We start from the raw sequence: 15,613 nt of genomic DNA on the forward strand, positions 1-15,613 counted from the left end.
GACGCCGCTCGGATACGTTGACGGGCGTGGAGACCATCGGGAACGAACGTGGCGGCAGCGCCGAGGCACCCCACCGGGCGACGGCCTTCGGCACCAAGGCCCAGGCGTACGCCGAGAACCGGCCGAGCTACCCGGTCGAGGCCGTGCGCTGGGCGCTGGACCCGGTGACGGACAGCGGTTCCCCCGACCTGCGCGGGCTCGCCGTCCTCGACCTCGCGGCGGGTACGGGCAAGCTCACCGAGGTTCTCGTGGCACAAGGGGCGGAGGTCCTCGCCGTCGAGCCCGATCCGGCGATGCTCGCCGAACTGAGCCGCAGGCTGCCGCGGGTCCAGACGTTGAGCGGGCGCGCAGAGCGGATTCCGGTGCCTGACCAGAGCGTCGACGCGGTGGTGGCCGGTCAGGCGTTCCACTGGTTCGACATGGACCAGGCGATGGCTGAGATCGCCCGGGTGCTGAAACCCGGTGGAGTGGTCGGTGCACTGTGGAACCTCGAGGACGTACGCGTGCCCTGGGTCGCCGGGCTCGCCGAGGTGTCGGAGCTCCCCAGGGACCTGGAGACCTGGCAGGAGGACCAGAGCACGTTGGCGGGGCATGAGCCGTTCGGCTCGGTCGAGCGCGCCGAGTTCGCGTCGCCGCAGCAGCTGACGTCCGAGGCGTTCGTGGCACGGACGGCGACCCGATCGTCGCTGATCGTCATGGCCGAGGACGAACGCGCACAGGTCCTTGCCCGGATCCGTGGCTACCTTCGGGCGTGCCCCGAGACGGCGAACGGTTCGTTCGTCCTTCCCACGGTGACGGGAGTCGACCGCGCTGTTCGTGGTCAGGGCGACTGAGGGCTCGGTGGGTCGGCGGTAGCGAGCCGCCACGCCCGTTCGGCGGCAGCGGCGGCCAGCAGGCGGAGCGCCTCCGGGTCGATGCCGGACCCCGGCGGGGGATCGACCGCGACGGTGACCGGCTGGCTCGGCCGGTCCGGTGGCAGCGGCGGCACCGGGACGGCCGGTCGGGGATCGCCCGACCGCGCGTAGGCGTCCCGGGCGACGACGCCAGCGACCTCGGCGAGGTCGCCGGCGCGGCCCGACCTCACCGTCGCCGCAGCGTCGTCGTCGGACGTACGTCCGCTCCCGGGTGTGGCAGACGCGCGACGGGCCCGCAGCGCCGACAACACCTCGCCACGAGGCCGTCCGCGCAGGAGCAGGACCGCGAACGGGTCCTCGTCCATCGCATCCGCGATCAGGTAGCACACCGCTGCGGCATGCTTGCAGGGATCCCCGACGTCTGGACAGGAGCAACGCGGCTGGATCTCGCCCGGACCCGGCAGCAGTCCGAGACCGGTGCCGCCGACGTCATCGACCACCTCCGGTGGGAGTTCGCCGTCGAGCAGCGCCGCCACGCGGCCGATCTGGGTGGCGATCGCGTCGAGTACCCGCGTCCACTCGTCCTTGTCGAACGTCGTCACCCGGACCGTGACCGTGTAGGGCAGGGCACGGCTTCCCTGGACCGAGGCCATGACGAGTCCCGGCGCGAGCGTGAGCCGGTCGACAGCGCCACGCCGGGCGTAGGAACGGCCACGGGAGAGCCGGCCGGGATCGAGTGCGGCGCGGTCCTCGAGGGCACTCACCCACTGCCCGCCCCACCAGGACTGCCCGAACGTCCGCCGACTCCCACGCCCACGCGCCGCCGGCGGCCGGTGGTCCTCCTCGTCACGGTCGGCCCACCACGGCTCCTGGGTAGAAGTCACGGTCGGTCTCCCAACGCGACCAGGTCCGCCAGCTCGGCGTCGCTGAGTTCGGCGATCCAGGCCTCACCGCTGCCCACCACCGAGTCGGCCAGCTCGCGTTTGGTGTCGATCACCGTGGCGATCCGGTCCTCGAGCGTGCCCTCGGTGACCAACCGGTGCACCTGGACCGCGTGGTTCTGGCCGATCCGGTACGCGCGGTCGGTGGCCTGGTCCTCGACGGCGGGATTCCACCACCGGTCGTAGTGCACGACATGGGTGGCCCTGGTGAGCGTCAGGCCAACACCGCCGGCCTTCAACGACAGCAGGAACACCGGCGCCTCGCCAGCCTGGAACGCCGCCACCATCTGCTCCCGCTTCCGGGCGCCGAGCCCGCCGTGGAGGAACAGTAGTGGAATGCCGCGGGCTTCGAGGTGCGCCTGCAGGAGCCGGCACATCTCGACGTACTGGCTGAAGATCAGCACCGACTCGCCTTCGGCGAGGATGACGTCGAGCAGCTCGTCGAGGGCGGCCAGCTTGCCCGACCGGGCGGGGAGCGGTCCGGCCTCGTGGAGGTACTGCGCCGGATGGTTGCAGACCTGCTTCAGTGCGGTGAGCAGCGCCAACACGAGCCCTCGGCGCGCGATGCCCTCGGCCTGCTGCACCTCGGCCATCACCTCGTCGACGACCGCCTTGTAGAGGGTGGCCTGCTCGGTCGTCAGCGAGACGACCACATCGCTCTCGGTCTTGGGCGGCAGCTCCGGCGCGATGCCGGGATCGGACTTGCGGCGTCGCAGCAGGAACGGTCGGGTGAGCCGGCTCAACCGTTCCGTGGCCGCCGGATCGCGGTAGCGCTCGATCGGGACCGCGAGCCGGTGCCGGAAACGTTCGAGGGGCCCGAGGATCCCCGGAGTCGTCCAGTCGAGGATCGACCAGAGTTCGGACAGTCGGTTCTCGACCGGCGTGCCGGTGAGTGCGACGCGGGCGGCGGCGGGAATGGACCGCAGCGCGCGGGCGGTGCGGGCGAGCGGGTTCTTGGCGTGCTGCGCCTCGTCGGCGACGACGAGCCCCCATGGCGTTTCGGCCAGCCGGGGATGGTCGCGCCGGGTCACGCCGTACGTCGTGAGCACCACCTCGTCGTCCGCGAGGTCATCGAGGCGGCGACTGCCACCGTGGTAGCGGCGTACCGGTGTGTCAGGGGCGAACCGGGCCAGCTCGCGCTGCCAGGTGCCGAGCAGTGACGTGGGGCAGACGACCAGCGTGGGCCCGAGCCCGAGCGGGCGCCGGTGCAGGTGGAGCGCGATGAGCTGCACGGTCTTGCCCAGGCCCATGTCGTCGGCGAGGCAGCCACCGAGACCGAGCCCGGTGAGATGGGCGAGCCAGGCCAGACCGCGTTGCTGGTAAGGGCGCAGTGTCGCCTGCAGGTCAGGTGGCGGGTCGAGGTCCCGGTCGCCGGTGGCGCGGGACAGGACCTCGGCCAGGTCGGCCACCGGGCCGTCGGCGGTGAACTCCACCTGATCCCCGGCTACCTCGAGCTCGCCGGTGAGCGCGGCCGCGAGTGCCTGTGCGCCACCGATCCGATCGTGCGTACGCCGGCGGAGCCGGTCGAGCAGGTGGCTGTCGACCTTCACCCATCGTCCGCGCAGCCACAGGAACGAACGCTTGGCGGCGGCGAGCGCCGCGATCTCGTCGTCGGTCAGCGCCTCGCCGTCGAGCGTGGGCTGCCAGCGGAACTCCAGCAGGTCCGCCAGGGTGAACTGTGTCTTGCCTGCGCCCGCCGGTGTCGGGGTGGCGGTGGCGCGAGCCTTGAGTTGCAGACCGGCGCCGAAGACGTCCTTCGGCCACAACACCTCGACTCCGACGCTGTCGAGTGCGCTGGCACCGGTCGAGAGCAGGTCGTCCAGGTCGGCGTCGGTGAGGTCGATCCCGGTCGGCCGGGAGGCCTCGAGCGCGGTCTTGAGCGGCGACCAGACCTTGCCGGCCCTGCGGAGGGAGAGCAGCAGATCCGACTCGGCTCGCGACCCCAGCCGGTCGAGGACGACCGCGGGCGCGTCCCAGAGGTCGGCGACGTCGACCAACAGGCTGGGGTCGGAGACGCTGCGCAGCTGGAGGACACCTCGGAAAGGCGCGTCCTCGCTGCCGGCGGGCGCCTCCGTGGTGGCGTCACTCGGGCGCGCGGCCGCACCGGTGGTCGCCGATCCTTCGCCGGGGTAAGCCAGCTCTGCGTCAAGGCACTCGGGCGGTTCGATCCGCAGGACCAGCCGAGCACCCGCGTGGTCGAGTTGGCCGATCTCGTCGAGCCAGCCGGTGTCACCCGTCAACGCAATGGGTTCGCTCGCCGCGAACGCCGCCACACCGGTCGACGCCTGCCCGTCGCCCCGCTCGTCACCGTCCTCACTGCCGTCGCGCCCGCCGCGAGCCAAGGTGTCGGCGATGGCGTCCCAGAACGCCAGCACCGCCCCCTCCGGGTCAGGCAACCGCACCGGCTGGGTACCGGGCAGCGGTATCGCATGGGCGGCCGGTGGCATCGCGGCCGCCAGCTCCCGGACCCAGGCGCGGTCGGACGGTTCGAGTGGTCCGACCTGCCAGGCCCCGAACCCGCCGGGGCTCCTGGACGGCACCAGCTTGCCGCGCGCCACCAGGCCGAGTCCCGCCAAGGCGGCGGCGGACCACGCGCGGAGGGAGACGCTCGCCTCCTGGGTGGGTACGGCGGCCAACAGGTCGAGTGCGTCGGTGATCGGGACCAGCCGAGCGGGCACCTGGGACCGGCGTACGCGCGAACCGGCCGGAACAACCACCTCGATGGTCGTGTCGACGTCGCTGTGACCGGCAGCAGGACCGGTCGTGTGCCACAGGGCGAGCCTGCCGGCGCGGGGCGGATCAGCGGGTACGAAGACCGCCTCGATCTGGCTCGGCACCCCTCGCACGATAGCGGTCGGGACCGACAGCGGGATCAGGAGATCAACACGGCGGGGGTGAAGCTGACGGCGTAGGGAGCGTCGGTGTGGAAGTCCTCGTCGGCCTTGACATGGGCGGTCTCGACGTAGCGCCCGTCGCGGAGCCGCAGCTCGAGCAGGGAGGGGATGTCCGGATCGACGATCCAGTACGACGGGCAACCGCTGCTCTCGTACCGGTTCCGTTTCGAGACCAGATCCACTCCCCGGTTGCCGGGCGAAAGCACCTCGACGGCGAGGAGCGGGGCGTGCAGCAGCCCCCGGTCGGTGAGGTCGGCACGCCGGGCGACGATGACATCCGGCTCGACGACCGTGTCCTCGGCGAGGCGTACGTCGACCGGCCCCGGCAGGGCCTCGAGCTCGGGTGGGCAGCCTTCCCTCAGAAGTGTGGTCATTTCTGCGACGACCCGCTGATGCAGCGGGCGCGGTGCGGGGCTCACGATGAGCACCCCGTCGATGAGCTCGTAACGGTGCCCGTCATCGGGCATCGCCTCGAGATCGGCCCAGGTGAACGCCCGGCCGTAGGGCAACTGCGTCACAGCAGTCATTTTTCCTCCCGTGGGTCATGCCGTCCAATGCTGCCGCAGATGATCAAGGTCGCGCGCCGCGTCATCCACAGCATCCGGCCATCCACAGTCCGTGATGCCTCAGTCGCCGGTCTTGTGCGCGAACGTCTTCTCCCACGACTCCGGCAGGGCGTCGAGAGCGGCCCGGTAGGCGTCCGGATCCGCCGGTGCTCCGGCCGCGACAGTCTGTTGGATCTGCGTGGTCAGGACGTACATGAGCGCATGCAGGATGTCGTGCCGGTCGTAGCCGGCGTCGAGCAGGCGCTGCGCGGTGGTCCACACCTCGGGCGGATCGTCGAACCACAGCTGCCGCGCGACAGCGGCATGGGTCGCCGCCTGCAGGCGGACGTTGACGCCATCGACCACCGGGTCGGCGGACGGATCGGAAAGGACGGCGGCGTGCTCGGGATGTTCCCGTTCTGTCACCGTGAGGAAGGAACTCTCGTCGTCGGCGTCGAAGTCCGGCCCGGGAATCTCCGGTAGCGCGAACATCCGGCGGGCGAAGACCTCGTCGGCGTCGTCGCGTTCCGGGTCGATGTCGGCGAGCATCGACTCGACCGCGACCCGGGCGGGTCCCCAGCGGTCCGGATCGTCGTACGCCTCGACGAACTGGGGTGCGAAGGTCTCCGCCGCCGTCAACGTCTCGGCAAGTGGTTCGGCGGAAAGGGAGGTACGCCTGGCCGCGAACCGCACCCAGGCGGGAAGCACCGCAGGCATGTGGCTCGCGAAACCTCTGTCCAGCAGCCCGGTCATGGGCAGCCAGCCGAGCAGGAAGACCTCGAGCTTCGTCGGGCTGACCCGGAGCGGGCGCCCGCGGTCGTGCTCACTTCCGTACGCCACCAACTCGAGGGCGATGGCCTCCAGCGCGTCGCTTCGCGCGTCGGCCTCCTCCGCCAGGGCCGCGGCCTCGGGTGAGGAGACGAACTCGGCGACGAGGTCGTGCTGGTCCTGCTCCGACCACGCCGGAACGTCGGGTCGCGTACCGCCGTCGGGCAACGCGCGGACCCGGGCCAGCAACAGCGCACGCAACTGCGGGAAGTTGTCGCTCACCGGCGGTTCGACCGCCTGGTCGGTCGCGGCCATCGCGTCGGCGAGCAGCGGCCGGAGCGCGGCCGGATCGGCGTCGGCCAGCAGCACCCCGGGGTCCTCGGCGGCCGTCGCCCGGACCCTTTCCACGAGGGGAACCGCGTCGGTGACCCAGATGTCCTTGGCGATGCCGCCGAGGTTGTGGTCGACAAGGACGACGACTGCGTGCGCGGGTTCGTCGGCGTAGGAATAGGACAGGATGACCTGGCTGGCATCTCCCAGTTCGTCGTCGACGGTGAAGCACTCCCGCACCTGCGCACGCCCGACCGTCGTCGCCCATGCCGGCGCGGGAAGGTCGTGTTTCGCGAGGTCGTCGAGGGCGGCTCGGGCCGCCGCATCGAGGCCGGGTTCGGTGACGGCGGCGAGACCGTGCAGGAGCGCCGCCGCCTCCGGCGTGGCCGCCTGCTGGGCGCGGGCGACGAGTGTGGGGCCGTACGCCGCGTTCCCGCTCTGCTGCCACCACGCCCCCGCCACACTGGAGGCGAACGCCTCCGCTTCGAGTGGCGACGTCAGGGTGGTGAGTTGCGCCGCCGCCTGGAGGACCTGGGAGACGAACGCCGCCGTCTGGTCGACTCGCTCGCTCGACGCGGCGGTACGACGCTGGGCACGGCGGCGGTCGGTGGGACGGCGCTGATCGCGCCGGCGACCTCGACTCTTCGGGCTCATGCGCGACCTCGCTTCGCTGCGAGCGCGCATGAGGCACATTGCGCGCTGTGCTGACCGATCCGCTCGCTCATGCGGCGAAGCCTTTCATGCCCGCCGCGAGACCCGCATCGGCCTCGCTGCACGGTGCGCCGGAGTCCCCACTGCCCGCACCGTGGGATGGCCGGGTCAGGCCGAAATACGACAACTTCGTGCGATTCTCGGTCAAGCGGGCAATCTGTGCTGGACTACCGCAAAGGTCACGGTCCCACGCTTCTTACGCAGGCACCCGGTTTCGCACACCGTCCGGCAGCCGTGGAGGTGGTTACCGCATGAACTCGTCGCCGTCGACGACAGACCAGACACCGCTGGGCCAGGAGATGGTCTCCGCGGCGGAGGAACGATTCGAACGGGGCCGCAAGACGCTCGGACTGTTCGTCGCGCCGGCCCTGCTCGTTGTCTTCCTTCTCCTCCCGCTCGGGCTCGACGACGCCCAACAACGGCTGGCCGCGGTGCTGGTGTTCGTCATCACCCTGTGGATCACGGAGGCCGTCCCGCTGCCGGTGGGCGGCCTGATCGGGGTCGTCGTCGTCACCCTGTTGGGAGTCGCGCCGGCAGACGAGGTGCTGGCGCCGTTCGGCTCGTCGACCATCTTCACCTTCATCGGCGCGTTCATCCTCGCCCAGGCGATGTTGCGGCACGGGTTGGCGCGGCGCTTCGCGTTCCGGATCCTCGCCGTCCGCGGTGTCGGCGCCTCGACGACGCGCACGGTCGTGGCGTTCGGGCTGATCACGTGTGCGTTGTCGGCGTTCGTCTCCAACACCGCGACCGTCGCCATGCTGCTGCCGACGGCGGTCGCGATTCTCGGCACCGTGGCGGGTGCGACTGGGCGTTCGCGGCGGACCGGCGACACGACCAACCAGAGCGGCGCGAACGCCGACGCCGCGGCTCCTGCGACAGTGCGCGAGGAGCTGCTGGCTCGGCGTACCAACCCGCGGGTCGCCGTCGCCCTGCTGCTCATGCTGGCCTACGGCGCGAGCGTCGGCGGCCTCCTCACCCCGGTGGGATCCCCTCCCAACCTGATCGGCCGCGGTCTGATCGAGGAGGCCACCGGGGAGCGGATCAGCTTCTTCAGCTGGATGGCGGCCGCGCTGCCCATCTCGGCGGTGATGTTCGTCGTGCTCGCCGTCGTCCTCCTCCTGCTCAACAAGCCGGAGGTGAAGCGCCTGGACGGCCTCGAGGAGTACGTCGCGGAGGAGCGGCGCAAGCTCGGCCCGCTGTCGGCGTACGAACGCAACACGCTGATCGCGTTCGGCACCGCGGTGACACTGTGGCTCCTGCCCGGCGTCGTCGGGCTGATCGCGGGTGACGACTCGCAGGTGTACACCAGTGTGGGCGACGTCCTCGACGAGGGCATGGTCGCGGTGCTCGCCGCCTCACTGCTGTTCCTGCTGCCGGTGAGCTGGCGCGAGCGCAGGTTCACGATGACGTGGAGCGAGGCGAGCCGGATCGACTGGGGGACGATCCTTCTGTTCGGCGCGGGCATCGTGCTCGGCACCCTGCTGAGCAGTACCGGTCTCGCGAAGACGATCGGCACGTCGTCGGCGGAGGTGTTCGGAATCGACTCGGTGGTGCCGATCACGATCTTCGCGATCCTGTTGGCGATCGTCATCTCCGAGACGACGAGCAACACGGCGTCGGCCACCGTGGTCGTGCCGATCGTCATCTCGGTGGCGGTCGGCGCCGGCGTCGATCCGTTCGTCCCGGCCTTGGCGGCGACCTTCGCCGCGTCGTTCGGCTTCATGCTGCCGGTCTCGACACCACAGAACGCGATCGTCTACGGATCGGGCATGGTGCCGATCACCACGATGGCGCGGTCGGGTGTGTCCTTCGACGTTGCCGGCGCCATCCTCATCGCCCTGCTTCTGCCGCTGATGGTCGTGGTCACCGGGATCGGCGGCTGACCTGGCCGTCAGCTCTGCTCGTCACCTCTGGTCGTCGGTGCTGGAGTCAGTCGTTGCCGTCCGGTGAACCAGGTTCGTCGGCGCTCTCGATGGACGCGACGAGGCGCGCGGTGCGTGTCTCGCCGAGATGATGGCCGGTGGCATGGTGCAGCGTCAGGGCAGCTTCGGCCGCCCGCCGGGCACGTGCGAGCTGTCCACTGGAGAGGTACGCCTCGGCGAGCACCGTCCTCGCGCGGGCCTCGTGCAGGCGGTAGCCCGACGCCTCGGCATCGCAGGCGGCGGCCTCGGCGGTGTGGATGGCCTCGGCTGCGCGACCGAGCCTGGCCTGCGTGGCGGCGATCCCGATCAGCACCATGACGCGTTCATAGTGATAGCCGCTCTCGCGGGTGAGTTCGGCCGCGCTTTCGTACTCGCGGAGCGCGTCGGTGTTCCGACCGGTGTGCAGGTGGGCGTCGCCGAGCAGGAGGTGCAGGTCCAGGGCCATCTGCGTGTCGCCGGTGGCACGCCACGTGCGTGCGCAGACCGCGATGTGGCGTGCGGCGTCGGCGGGCCGGTCGAGGTCGAGGTCGAGTTCGGCCAGGCTGAACGAGGTGGCGAAGACCCCGAACCGCGATCCGTTGCGCTCATGGATGTCGAGCGCACGTTGGAGATGCTCGCGGGCGAGGTCGACGTTGCCCCGCAGCCGATGAACCTCGCCGAGGTCGGTGTAGGTGGTCCCGGCGTCCGGACCGTCATCCGCCCCGGATCCGGCCAGCAGGGCGAGCACCTGGCCGTGCCTGTCGATCGCCTGGTCGAGCTGACCGGTACGGGTGTAGGCGATCGCGAGGTTGCCGAGATAGGTCAGCCCGTCGCGTCCGAGCGAGCGGGCCATGGCGAGGGCGCGTTCCCACCGGTCGACAGCAGGTGGGACCTGACCGATCTGCAGGTGGCTCACTCCGAGCAGGTTGAGCGCGAAGATCTCCGCCTCGGTCCAACCCGCCCGCTGGCTGAGCTCGAGTGCACGATCGCTTTCTGCCTGGGCGACCGGATGGTTCCCCATGTGGTAGGTGACCTGGGCGAGGCTGAGCTGCGCCGCGACCTGGCAGTGGAGGTCACCGTTGGCGGCCGCCGCCAGCGAGCCGAGTCGGGCGACCGCGAGCCAGTCCGCATGCTGGCTCCCCAGGTGGAAATAGCAGCGCAGCGCGTCGGAGAGCAACCATGCGTGGCGGTCGTCGGCGCGTTCGGAGGAGAGCTGGGCGGCGGCGACGAGGTTGGCGCGTTCGGCGTCGAGCCAGGCGAGGGCGCCGGACCGATTGCGCGGACCGGTGATCGGGTGGGTGGGGGTGCGGGTTGCTGAGCGGTTCGCCGGGTGGCCGGCGGTTCGTTCGGTCTCGGGCAGCCGGAGGAAGAGGGGATTGAGGAGCTCGACGCACGCGTACGCCTGGCCCACGTACCAGTCGAGCAGCCGGGCCACGGCGTCGTCGCGTTCGGGCTCGCTGGTCTCCTGCTCGACCCGTTCGGTCGCGTAGTGGCGCATCAGGTCGTGGAAGGCGAAGCGGTCGGCGCTCCTGCGTTCGATCAGGTGGACGTCGACAAGGTGGTCGAGGAGGCGGGCGGCCTCCTGACGCGTGGTATCCAGCAGTGCTGCCACTGCGTCGGCAGTGAAGTCGCCGCCGGGCACCACGCCCAGTAGCCGGAAGCACGCCCGCTCCTGCGCGCCGAGCTTGACGTAGGAGAAGTCGAAGAGGGTACGTACGGCGCTCTGCAGGTCGCCGTCGATCTGCAGGTGGTCGAGCCGGTTGTCCTTGCGGAGCTCGCTCACGAGGTCGGCGATCTCGCGGTGCGGGTTGGCGGCAAGGTTGGCGGCGGCCACCCGCAGGGCGAGGGGCAGTCCGGCGCACAGCTCGGCGAGGTCGGCCGTGGCGTCGGGTTCGCGGCTGGTCCGTTCGGACCCGAGGACATGGCCGAGGAGTACGACGGCATCCGCGGTCGGCAGCCGGCCGATGTCGAGGGAGTGGGCGCCGTCGACCGCGACCAGCCCGGCGAGGGTGCTTCTGCTGGTCACCACGACGGCGCAGTGGGGGCTCGCCGGCAGCAGTGGGCGTACCTGTTCGGGGCTGGTGGCGTTGTCGAGGACCACCAGGACCCGCTTGTCGGCGAGGAGTGAACGGTAGAGGCCCGCCGCCTCCTCGACGTCGACCGGAATCGCCTCGGCGTCGACGCCGAGCGACCGGAGGAACCTCGGCAGTACGTCGGCTGGTTCGAGCGGCGCGCCATGGGCGTACCCGCGAAGGTTGACGTAGAGCTGTCCGTCGGGAAAGCGGACGGCGACCCGATGGGCCCAGTGGATCGCGAGTGTCGTCTTGCCGACACCCCCACTGCCGGCGATGGCGCAGATGAGCACCGCGCTCCGCTTCCGTGACGGACGTCCGGGCGGGCTCGTCCCGGCGAGGAGAGCGTCGAGGTCGGCTAGTGCGTGGGCACGTCCGGTGAAGTCGGCGATGTCGGCGGGCAGTTGGCGGGGGAGCGGGAGTGACCGACCGGGCGTGGGTGGTGGTTCGCCGGCAGAACGTTCCGGCTCGCTCGGGGGCACCGGGACGACGTGGTCGAGGTCGGGATCGGATGTGAGGATCCGCAGCTGGAGGTCGCGTAGCGGCTTACCCGGCTCGATGCCGAGCTCGGCGTGGAGGGTGCGATAAAGCTGTTGGTACGCATGGAGTGCGTCGGCCTGGCGCCCGGCGCGGTAGAGGGCAAGCATCAGCTGTCCCCAGAGACGCTCGCGCAGGGGGTGCTCGTCGAGGAGTGACCGGAGCTCGGGCACCAGCTCGTCGTGGCGGCCGCGGAGCAGGTCCGCCTCGACCCGGGACTCGAGGACCCCGAGCCGCTCCTCCTCCAACCGGTCGACCTCGGACTGGAGCCAGGTCGTCGCGCTGACGTCGGCGAACGCCGGTCCTCGCCACAGCTCCAGCGCCTCCGCCAGCAGCGTGGCCGCGCGGTCGGAGTCGCCCTCGGCGAGAGCCATCGCCCCCTGCTGGGCCAGGTCGTGGAACCTGTCCAGATCGATGTCACCAGGCTGCGCGGCGAGCTCGTAGCCCGGTGACCGGGTGCGCAGCAGCTGGCTGTCGGTGTCGCCGAGGGCCCGGCGGAGCCGCATCACGTAGCCGTGGATCTGGTTGACCGCACCACGCGGTGGCTGGTCGTCCCACAGCTCGTCGATGAGTCGTTCGATCGAGACGGGGTGGCCGGTGTTCACGGTCAGAGTCGCGAGCAGGGACCGCCACTTGGCGGCTCCGAGGCGCCGCCACTCAACGCCGTCATGGACCTCGAGTGGTCCGAGGATTCGGATGCGCATCTCTCACCCACGCCCCCGCCCACGATCGCCTCTGTTGCCCGATTGTTACGTACGCCGGATGGCTCGAACAACTCGATACACCCATGGGCCCCTCGTCTTCGTGCGGCTCTACCGCGCCGACCCCGCCCGCAGCCGCGCCCCCGGTGGCACCGGCCTCGGCCTGGCCATTGCCAAGTACCTCGTCGAGGCACACGGCGGCCGGATCGACGTCACCAGCACTCCTGGGCGGGGGTCGACCTTCACGATCCGGCTCCCTCCCACCCCGTCGGATGCTCAACCGGGTCGGATCCGAGCGACGTCGACTGGCCGTCCTTGATCAACCGGGTTCGGGTTGACACCGAGCACGCTGCAGGACGGGCGAGCCGACGGGTGCGCTACCCTGACCGCGTGCGACTGGCTCTGCTCCTTATCGAGCCGCGCTGACCTCAAGCGGGTGCCCGCAGCGGCGAACTCGAGCGCGCACCGCGTCGGCGCGGCAACCCCTCCTGCGCGAGGGGTTTCTTCATTCTGGGCACCCGGTTCACCGGCGCCCAGGCGTGGCGGCGCGGCCGCCCGGTAGGGCTTGGCTTCTCGCCACGGCAGTCCAGCGCAGCCCACCAGCCTCAGCCTTTCGACGGAGCAGGAAACGATGAGCGAGACCAGCTCAGCCAGCCCGACCGGCCAGCCCGACGGGACCGGCCAGCCCCACGAGACCGGCCAGTCCGGCGGCGGCCCGGAGGCGTACGACTTCGGGACGATCCAGGCCAAATGGCTTCCCGTGTGGCAGCGGATGGACCCCTTCCGGGCGGACCGGCTCGCCGGTGACGACCCGGTGGCAGAGCCTGACCCGAGGGAGCGGCGCTACCTGCTCGACATGTTCCCGTACCCCTCCGGCGATCTGCACATGGGCCACGGCGAGGCCTATGCGTTCGGCGACCTGGTGGCGCGGTACTGGTTCCAGAAGGGCTACAACGTCCTGCACCCGATCGGGTGGGACGCCTTCGGGTTGCCCGCCGAGAACGCCGCGATCCGGCGCAACGCCCACCCGGCCGAGTGGACCTACGCCAACATCGACACCCAGGCCGAGTCGTTCAAACGCTACGGAGTGTCCTTCGACTGGTCGCGGCGGCTGCAGACCTGCGACCCGGCGTACTACCGGTGGACGCAGTGGCTGTTCCTGCGGTTCTACGAGCGCGGCCTGGCCTACCGCAAGGCGTCCCTCGTCAACTGGTGCCCCAAGGACCAGACCGTGCTGGCCAACGAGCAGGTGATCGCCGGCAACTGTGAACGCTGCGGCTCGGCGGTCACCAAGCGCGAGCTGACCCAGTGGTACTTCAAGATCACCGACTACGCCCAGCGGCTCCTCGACGACATGACGCTGCTGGAGGGCTCCTGGCCGGAGCGCGTCCTGACCATGCAGCGCAACTGGATCGGCCGGTCCGAGGGTGCGTACGTCGACTTCCGGATCGACGGCCGCGACGAGCCCGTCACCGTCTTCACCACCCGGCCGGACACGCTGTTCGGGGCGACGTTCTTCGTCGTGGCGGCCGACGCCAAGCTGGCGGCCGAGATCTGCACGCCGGACCAGCGGGAGGCGTTCGAGACCTATCTGGAACAGGTCAAGCGCGAGACCGAGATCGAACGCCTGGCAGCCGACCGGCCCAAGACCGGAGTGTTCCTGGGCGTCCACGCGACCAACCCGGTCAACGGTGAACGCATCCCCGTCTACGCGGCTGACTATGTCCTCGCCGACTACGGCACCGGCGCGATCATGGCGGTCCCGGCACAGGACCAGCGCGACTGGGACTTCGCCAAGGCGTACGACCTTCCGATCGTGCGGACCGTGCAGCCGCCCGCGGACTTCGACGGCGAGGCGTACGTCGGGGAGGGCCCGGCGATCAACTCCGCCAACGCCGAGGTGAGCCTCAACGGCCTCGACGTCGCCGAAGCCAAGTCGCGGATCATCGCCTGGCTGGACAAGAAGGGCCTCGGCAAGGGCGCCATCACCTTCCGGCTGCGCGACTGGCTGATCTCGCGGCAGCGGTTCTGGGGGTGCCCGATCCCGATCGTGCACTGTGCGGCGTGCGGCGAGGTGCCGGTGGCAGACGAGCAGCTACCGGTGGAGCTGCCCGACCTGCGGGGTTCCGACCTGGCGCCTCAGGGGACGTCGCCGTTGGCCGCGGCGGGCGGATGGGTCAACGTCGAATGCCCCAAGTGCGGTGGCCCAGCACGGCGTGACTCGGACACGATGGACACGTTCGTCGACTCCTCCTGGTACTACCTGCGCTACTGCTCGCCGCACTACACCGAAGGCCCGTTCGACCCCGAGGCAGTCCGCCGGTGGATGCCGGTGCGCCAGTACGTCGGTGGCGTGGAGCACGCGATCCTGCACCTGCTCTACAGCAGGTTCTTCGTCAAGGTGCTGCACGACATGGGTGCCGTCGACTTCACCGAGCCCTTCTCGGCGCTGCTCAACCAGGGTCAGGTCATCAACGAGGGCGCGGCAATGAGCAAGACGCTGGGCAACGGCGTGGACCTGGGCGAGCAGCTCGCGACCTACGGCGTCGACGCGATCCGGCTGACGATGGTGTTCGCCGGTCCGCCCGAGGACGACATCGACTGGGCCGACCTTTCGCCGGCTGGTTCCCTGCGTTTCGTCCAGCGGGCCTGGCGGCTGGCTGGCGATGTGACCAGTGAGCCGGGGGTCGACGTCGCGGCCGGCGATGTGGCGTTGCGCAAGGTCACGCACCGGACCATCAAGACGTTCACCGAGCATGTCGAGGCGTTCAAGTTCAACGTCGGAATCGCCCGGCTGATGGAGCTGACCAGCGCCATCCGCAAGGCGATCGACAGCGGGTGCGGTCCCGCCGATCCCGCTGTGCGCGAGGCGGTGGAGGCGCTGGCGGTGATGCTGAGCGTCGTGACGCCCTACACCGCCGAGGACATGTGGGAACGGCTGGGTCACGAGCCCACGGTCGCCTTGGCGGGCTGGCCGGCGTACGACGAAGACCTGGCAGCGGCCGAGTCGGTGACCGCGGTGGTGCAGATCGCCGGGAAGCTGCGGGACAAGTTCGACGTGTCGCCGGACGTCTCGGAGGACGAGCTGCGGGACCTCGCCCTCGCGTCGCAGAAGGTCCAGGCGGCGTTGGGTGGCCGCGAGATCCGCAAGCTCATCGTGCGAGCGCCCAAGCTCGTCAACATCGTCCCCGGGTGAGACCGCCAACGGTTCGTGGTGACCGGCGTAGGGCAGCCACCGGTTTGCCGTGGCCGCCGACCGGGCCTGCACGCTAGATTGGACGTTATGCGACTCGTGCTGCTCCTTAGACAGCCGCGCTGACCTGCAGCGGGTGCTTCTCGCACCGCGTCGGCGCGGCTCG

The 15,613-nt window shown here is 70.5% G+C and carries 9 protein-coding genes; 4 read left to right on the forward strand and 5 right to left on the reverse strand.

The annotated features are described in order from the left end of the window. The first annotated feature begins 26 nt into the window (after positions 1-26). Positions 27-833 (forward strand): class I SAM-dependent methyltransferase, encoded by an 807-nt coding sequence (locus ABNF93_RS09865; protein ID WP_349327584.1) that lies wholly within the window; start codon positions 27-29, stop codon positions 831-833. Here ABNF93_RS09865 and ABNF93_RS09870 read toward each other — a convergent pair. The 4 genes from ABNF93_RS09870 to ABNF93_RS09885 all read right to left on the reverse strand — a co-directional run bounded on the left by ABNF93_RS09870 (position 821) and on the right by ABNF93_RS09885 (position 6,986). Further along, entirely contained in the window at positions 821-1,738 is a 918-nt protein-coding gene (locus ABNF93_RS09870) for an SWIM zinc finger family protein (RefSeq protein ID WP_349327586.1), read from the reverse strand. The genes ABNF93_RS09865 and ABNF93_RS09870 overlap by 13 nt on opposite strands. Then, the gene (locus ABNF93_RS09875) at positions 1,735-4,632 is read right to left on the reverse strand and encodes an SCO1167/SCO6262 family helicase (RefSeq protein WP_349327588.1); all 2,898 of its coding nucleotides are present in this window, start codon (positions 4,630-4,632) and stop codon (positions 1,735-1,737) included. The genes ABNF93_RS09870 and ABNF93_RS09875 overlap by 4 nt, the downstream gene beginning before the upstream one ends. Positions 4,633-4,667: 35 nt before the next feature. After that, positions 4,668-5,216, reverse strand: a complete 549-nt coding sequence (locus ABNF93_RS09880; protein WP_349327589.1) for a Uma2 family endonuclease — start codon at positions 5,214-5,216, stop codon at positions 4,668-4,670. Positions 5,217-5,315: 99 nt separating this feature from the next. Next, positions 5,316-6,986, reverse strand: coding sequence for a hypothetical protein (locus ABNF93_RS09885; RefSeq protein ID WP_349327590.1), 1,671 nt, complete (start codon positions 6,984-6,986; stop codon positions 5,316-5,318). 47 nt (positions 6,987-7,033) lie between these two features. Between ABNF93_RS09885 and ABNF93_RS09890 the strand changes: the two genes are divergently transcribed. Further along, positions 7,034-8,926 carry an SLC13 family permease gene (locus tag ABNF93_RS09890; protein WP_349327591.1) on the forward strand — a complete coding sequence of 631 codons (1,893 nt, stop codon included), beginning with the start codon at positions 7,034-7,036 and terminating at the stop codon, positions 8,924-8,926. Between the two features lie 46 nt (positions 8,927-8,972). On the opposite strand, the gene ABNF93_RS09895 is transcribed toward ABNF93_RS09890, so the two are convergent. Beyond that, on the reverse strand, positions 8,973-12,257 hold the full coding sequence (locus ABNF93_RS09895) for an AfsR/SARP family transcriptional regulator (protein WP_349327593.1): 3,285 nt from the start codon (positions 12,255-12,257) through the stop codon (positions 8,973-8,975). 58 nt (positions 12,258-12,315) lie between these two features. On the opposite strand from ABNF93_RS09895, the gene ABNF93_RS09900 reads away from it, so the two are divergent. Then, positions 12,316-12,573: an ATP-binding protein gene (locus ABNF93_RS09900; RefSeq protein ID WP_349327595.1), complete on the forward strand. Its 258-nt coding sequence runs from the start codon at positions 12,316-12,318 to the stop codon at positions 12,571-12,573. A 312-nt stretch (positions 12,574-12,885) separates the two neighbouring features. Next, positions 12,886-15,450: a leucine--tRNA ligase gene (leuS, locus tag ABNF93_RS09905; RefSeq protein ID WP_349327597.1), complete on the forward strand. Its 2,565-nt coding sequence runs from the start codon at positions 12,886-12,888 to the stop codon at positions 15,448-15,450. The last annotated feature ends 163 nt before the right edge of the window (positions 15,451-15,613 follow it).

The organism is Actinopolymorpha sp. B9G3, assembly GCF_040120725.1.
In the GTDB taxonomy this organism is placed as follows: domain Bacteria; phylum Actinomycetota; class Actinomycetes; order Propionibacteriales; family Actinopolymorphaceae; genus Thermasporomyces.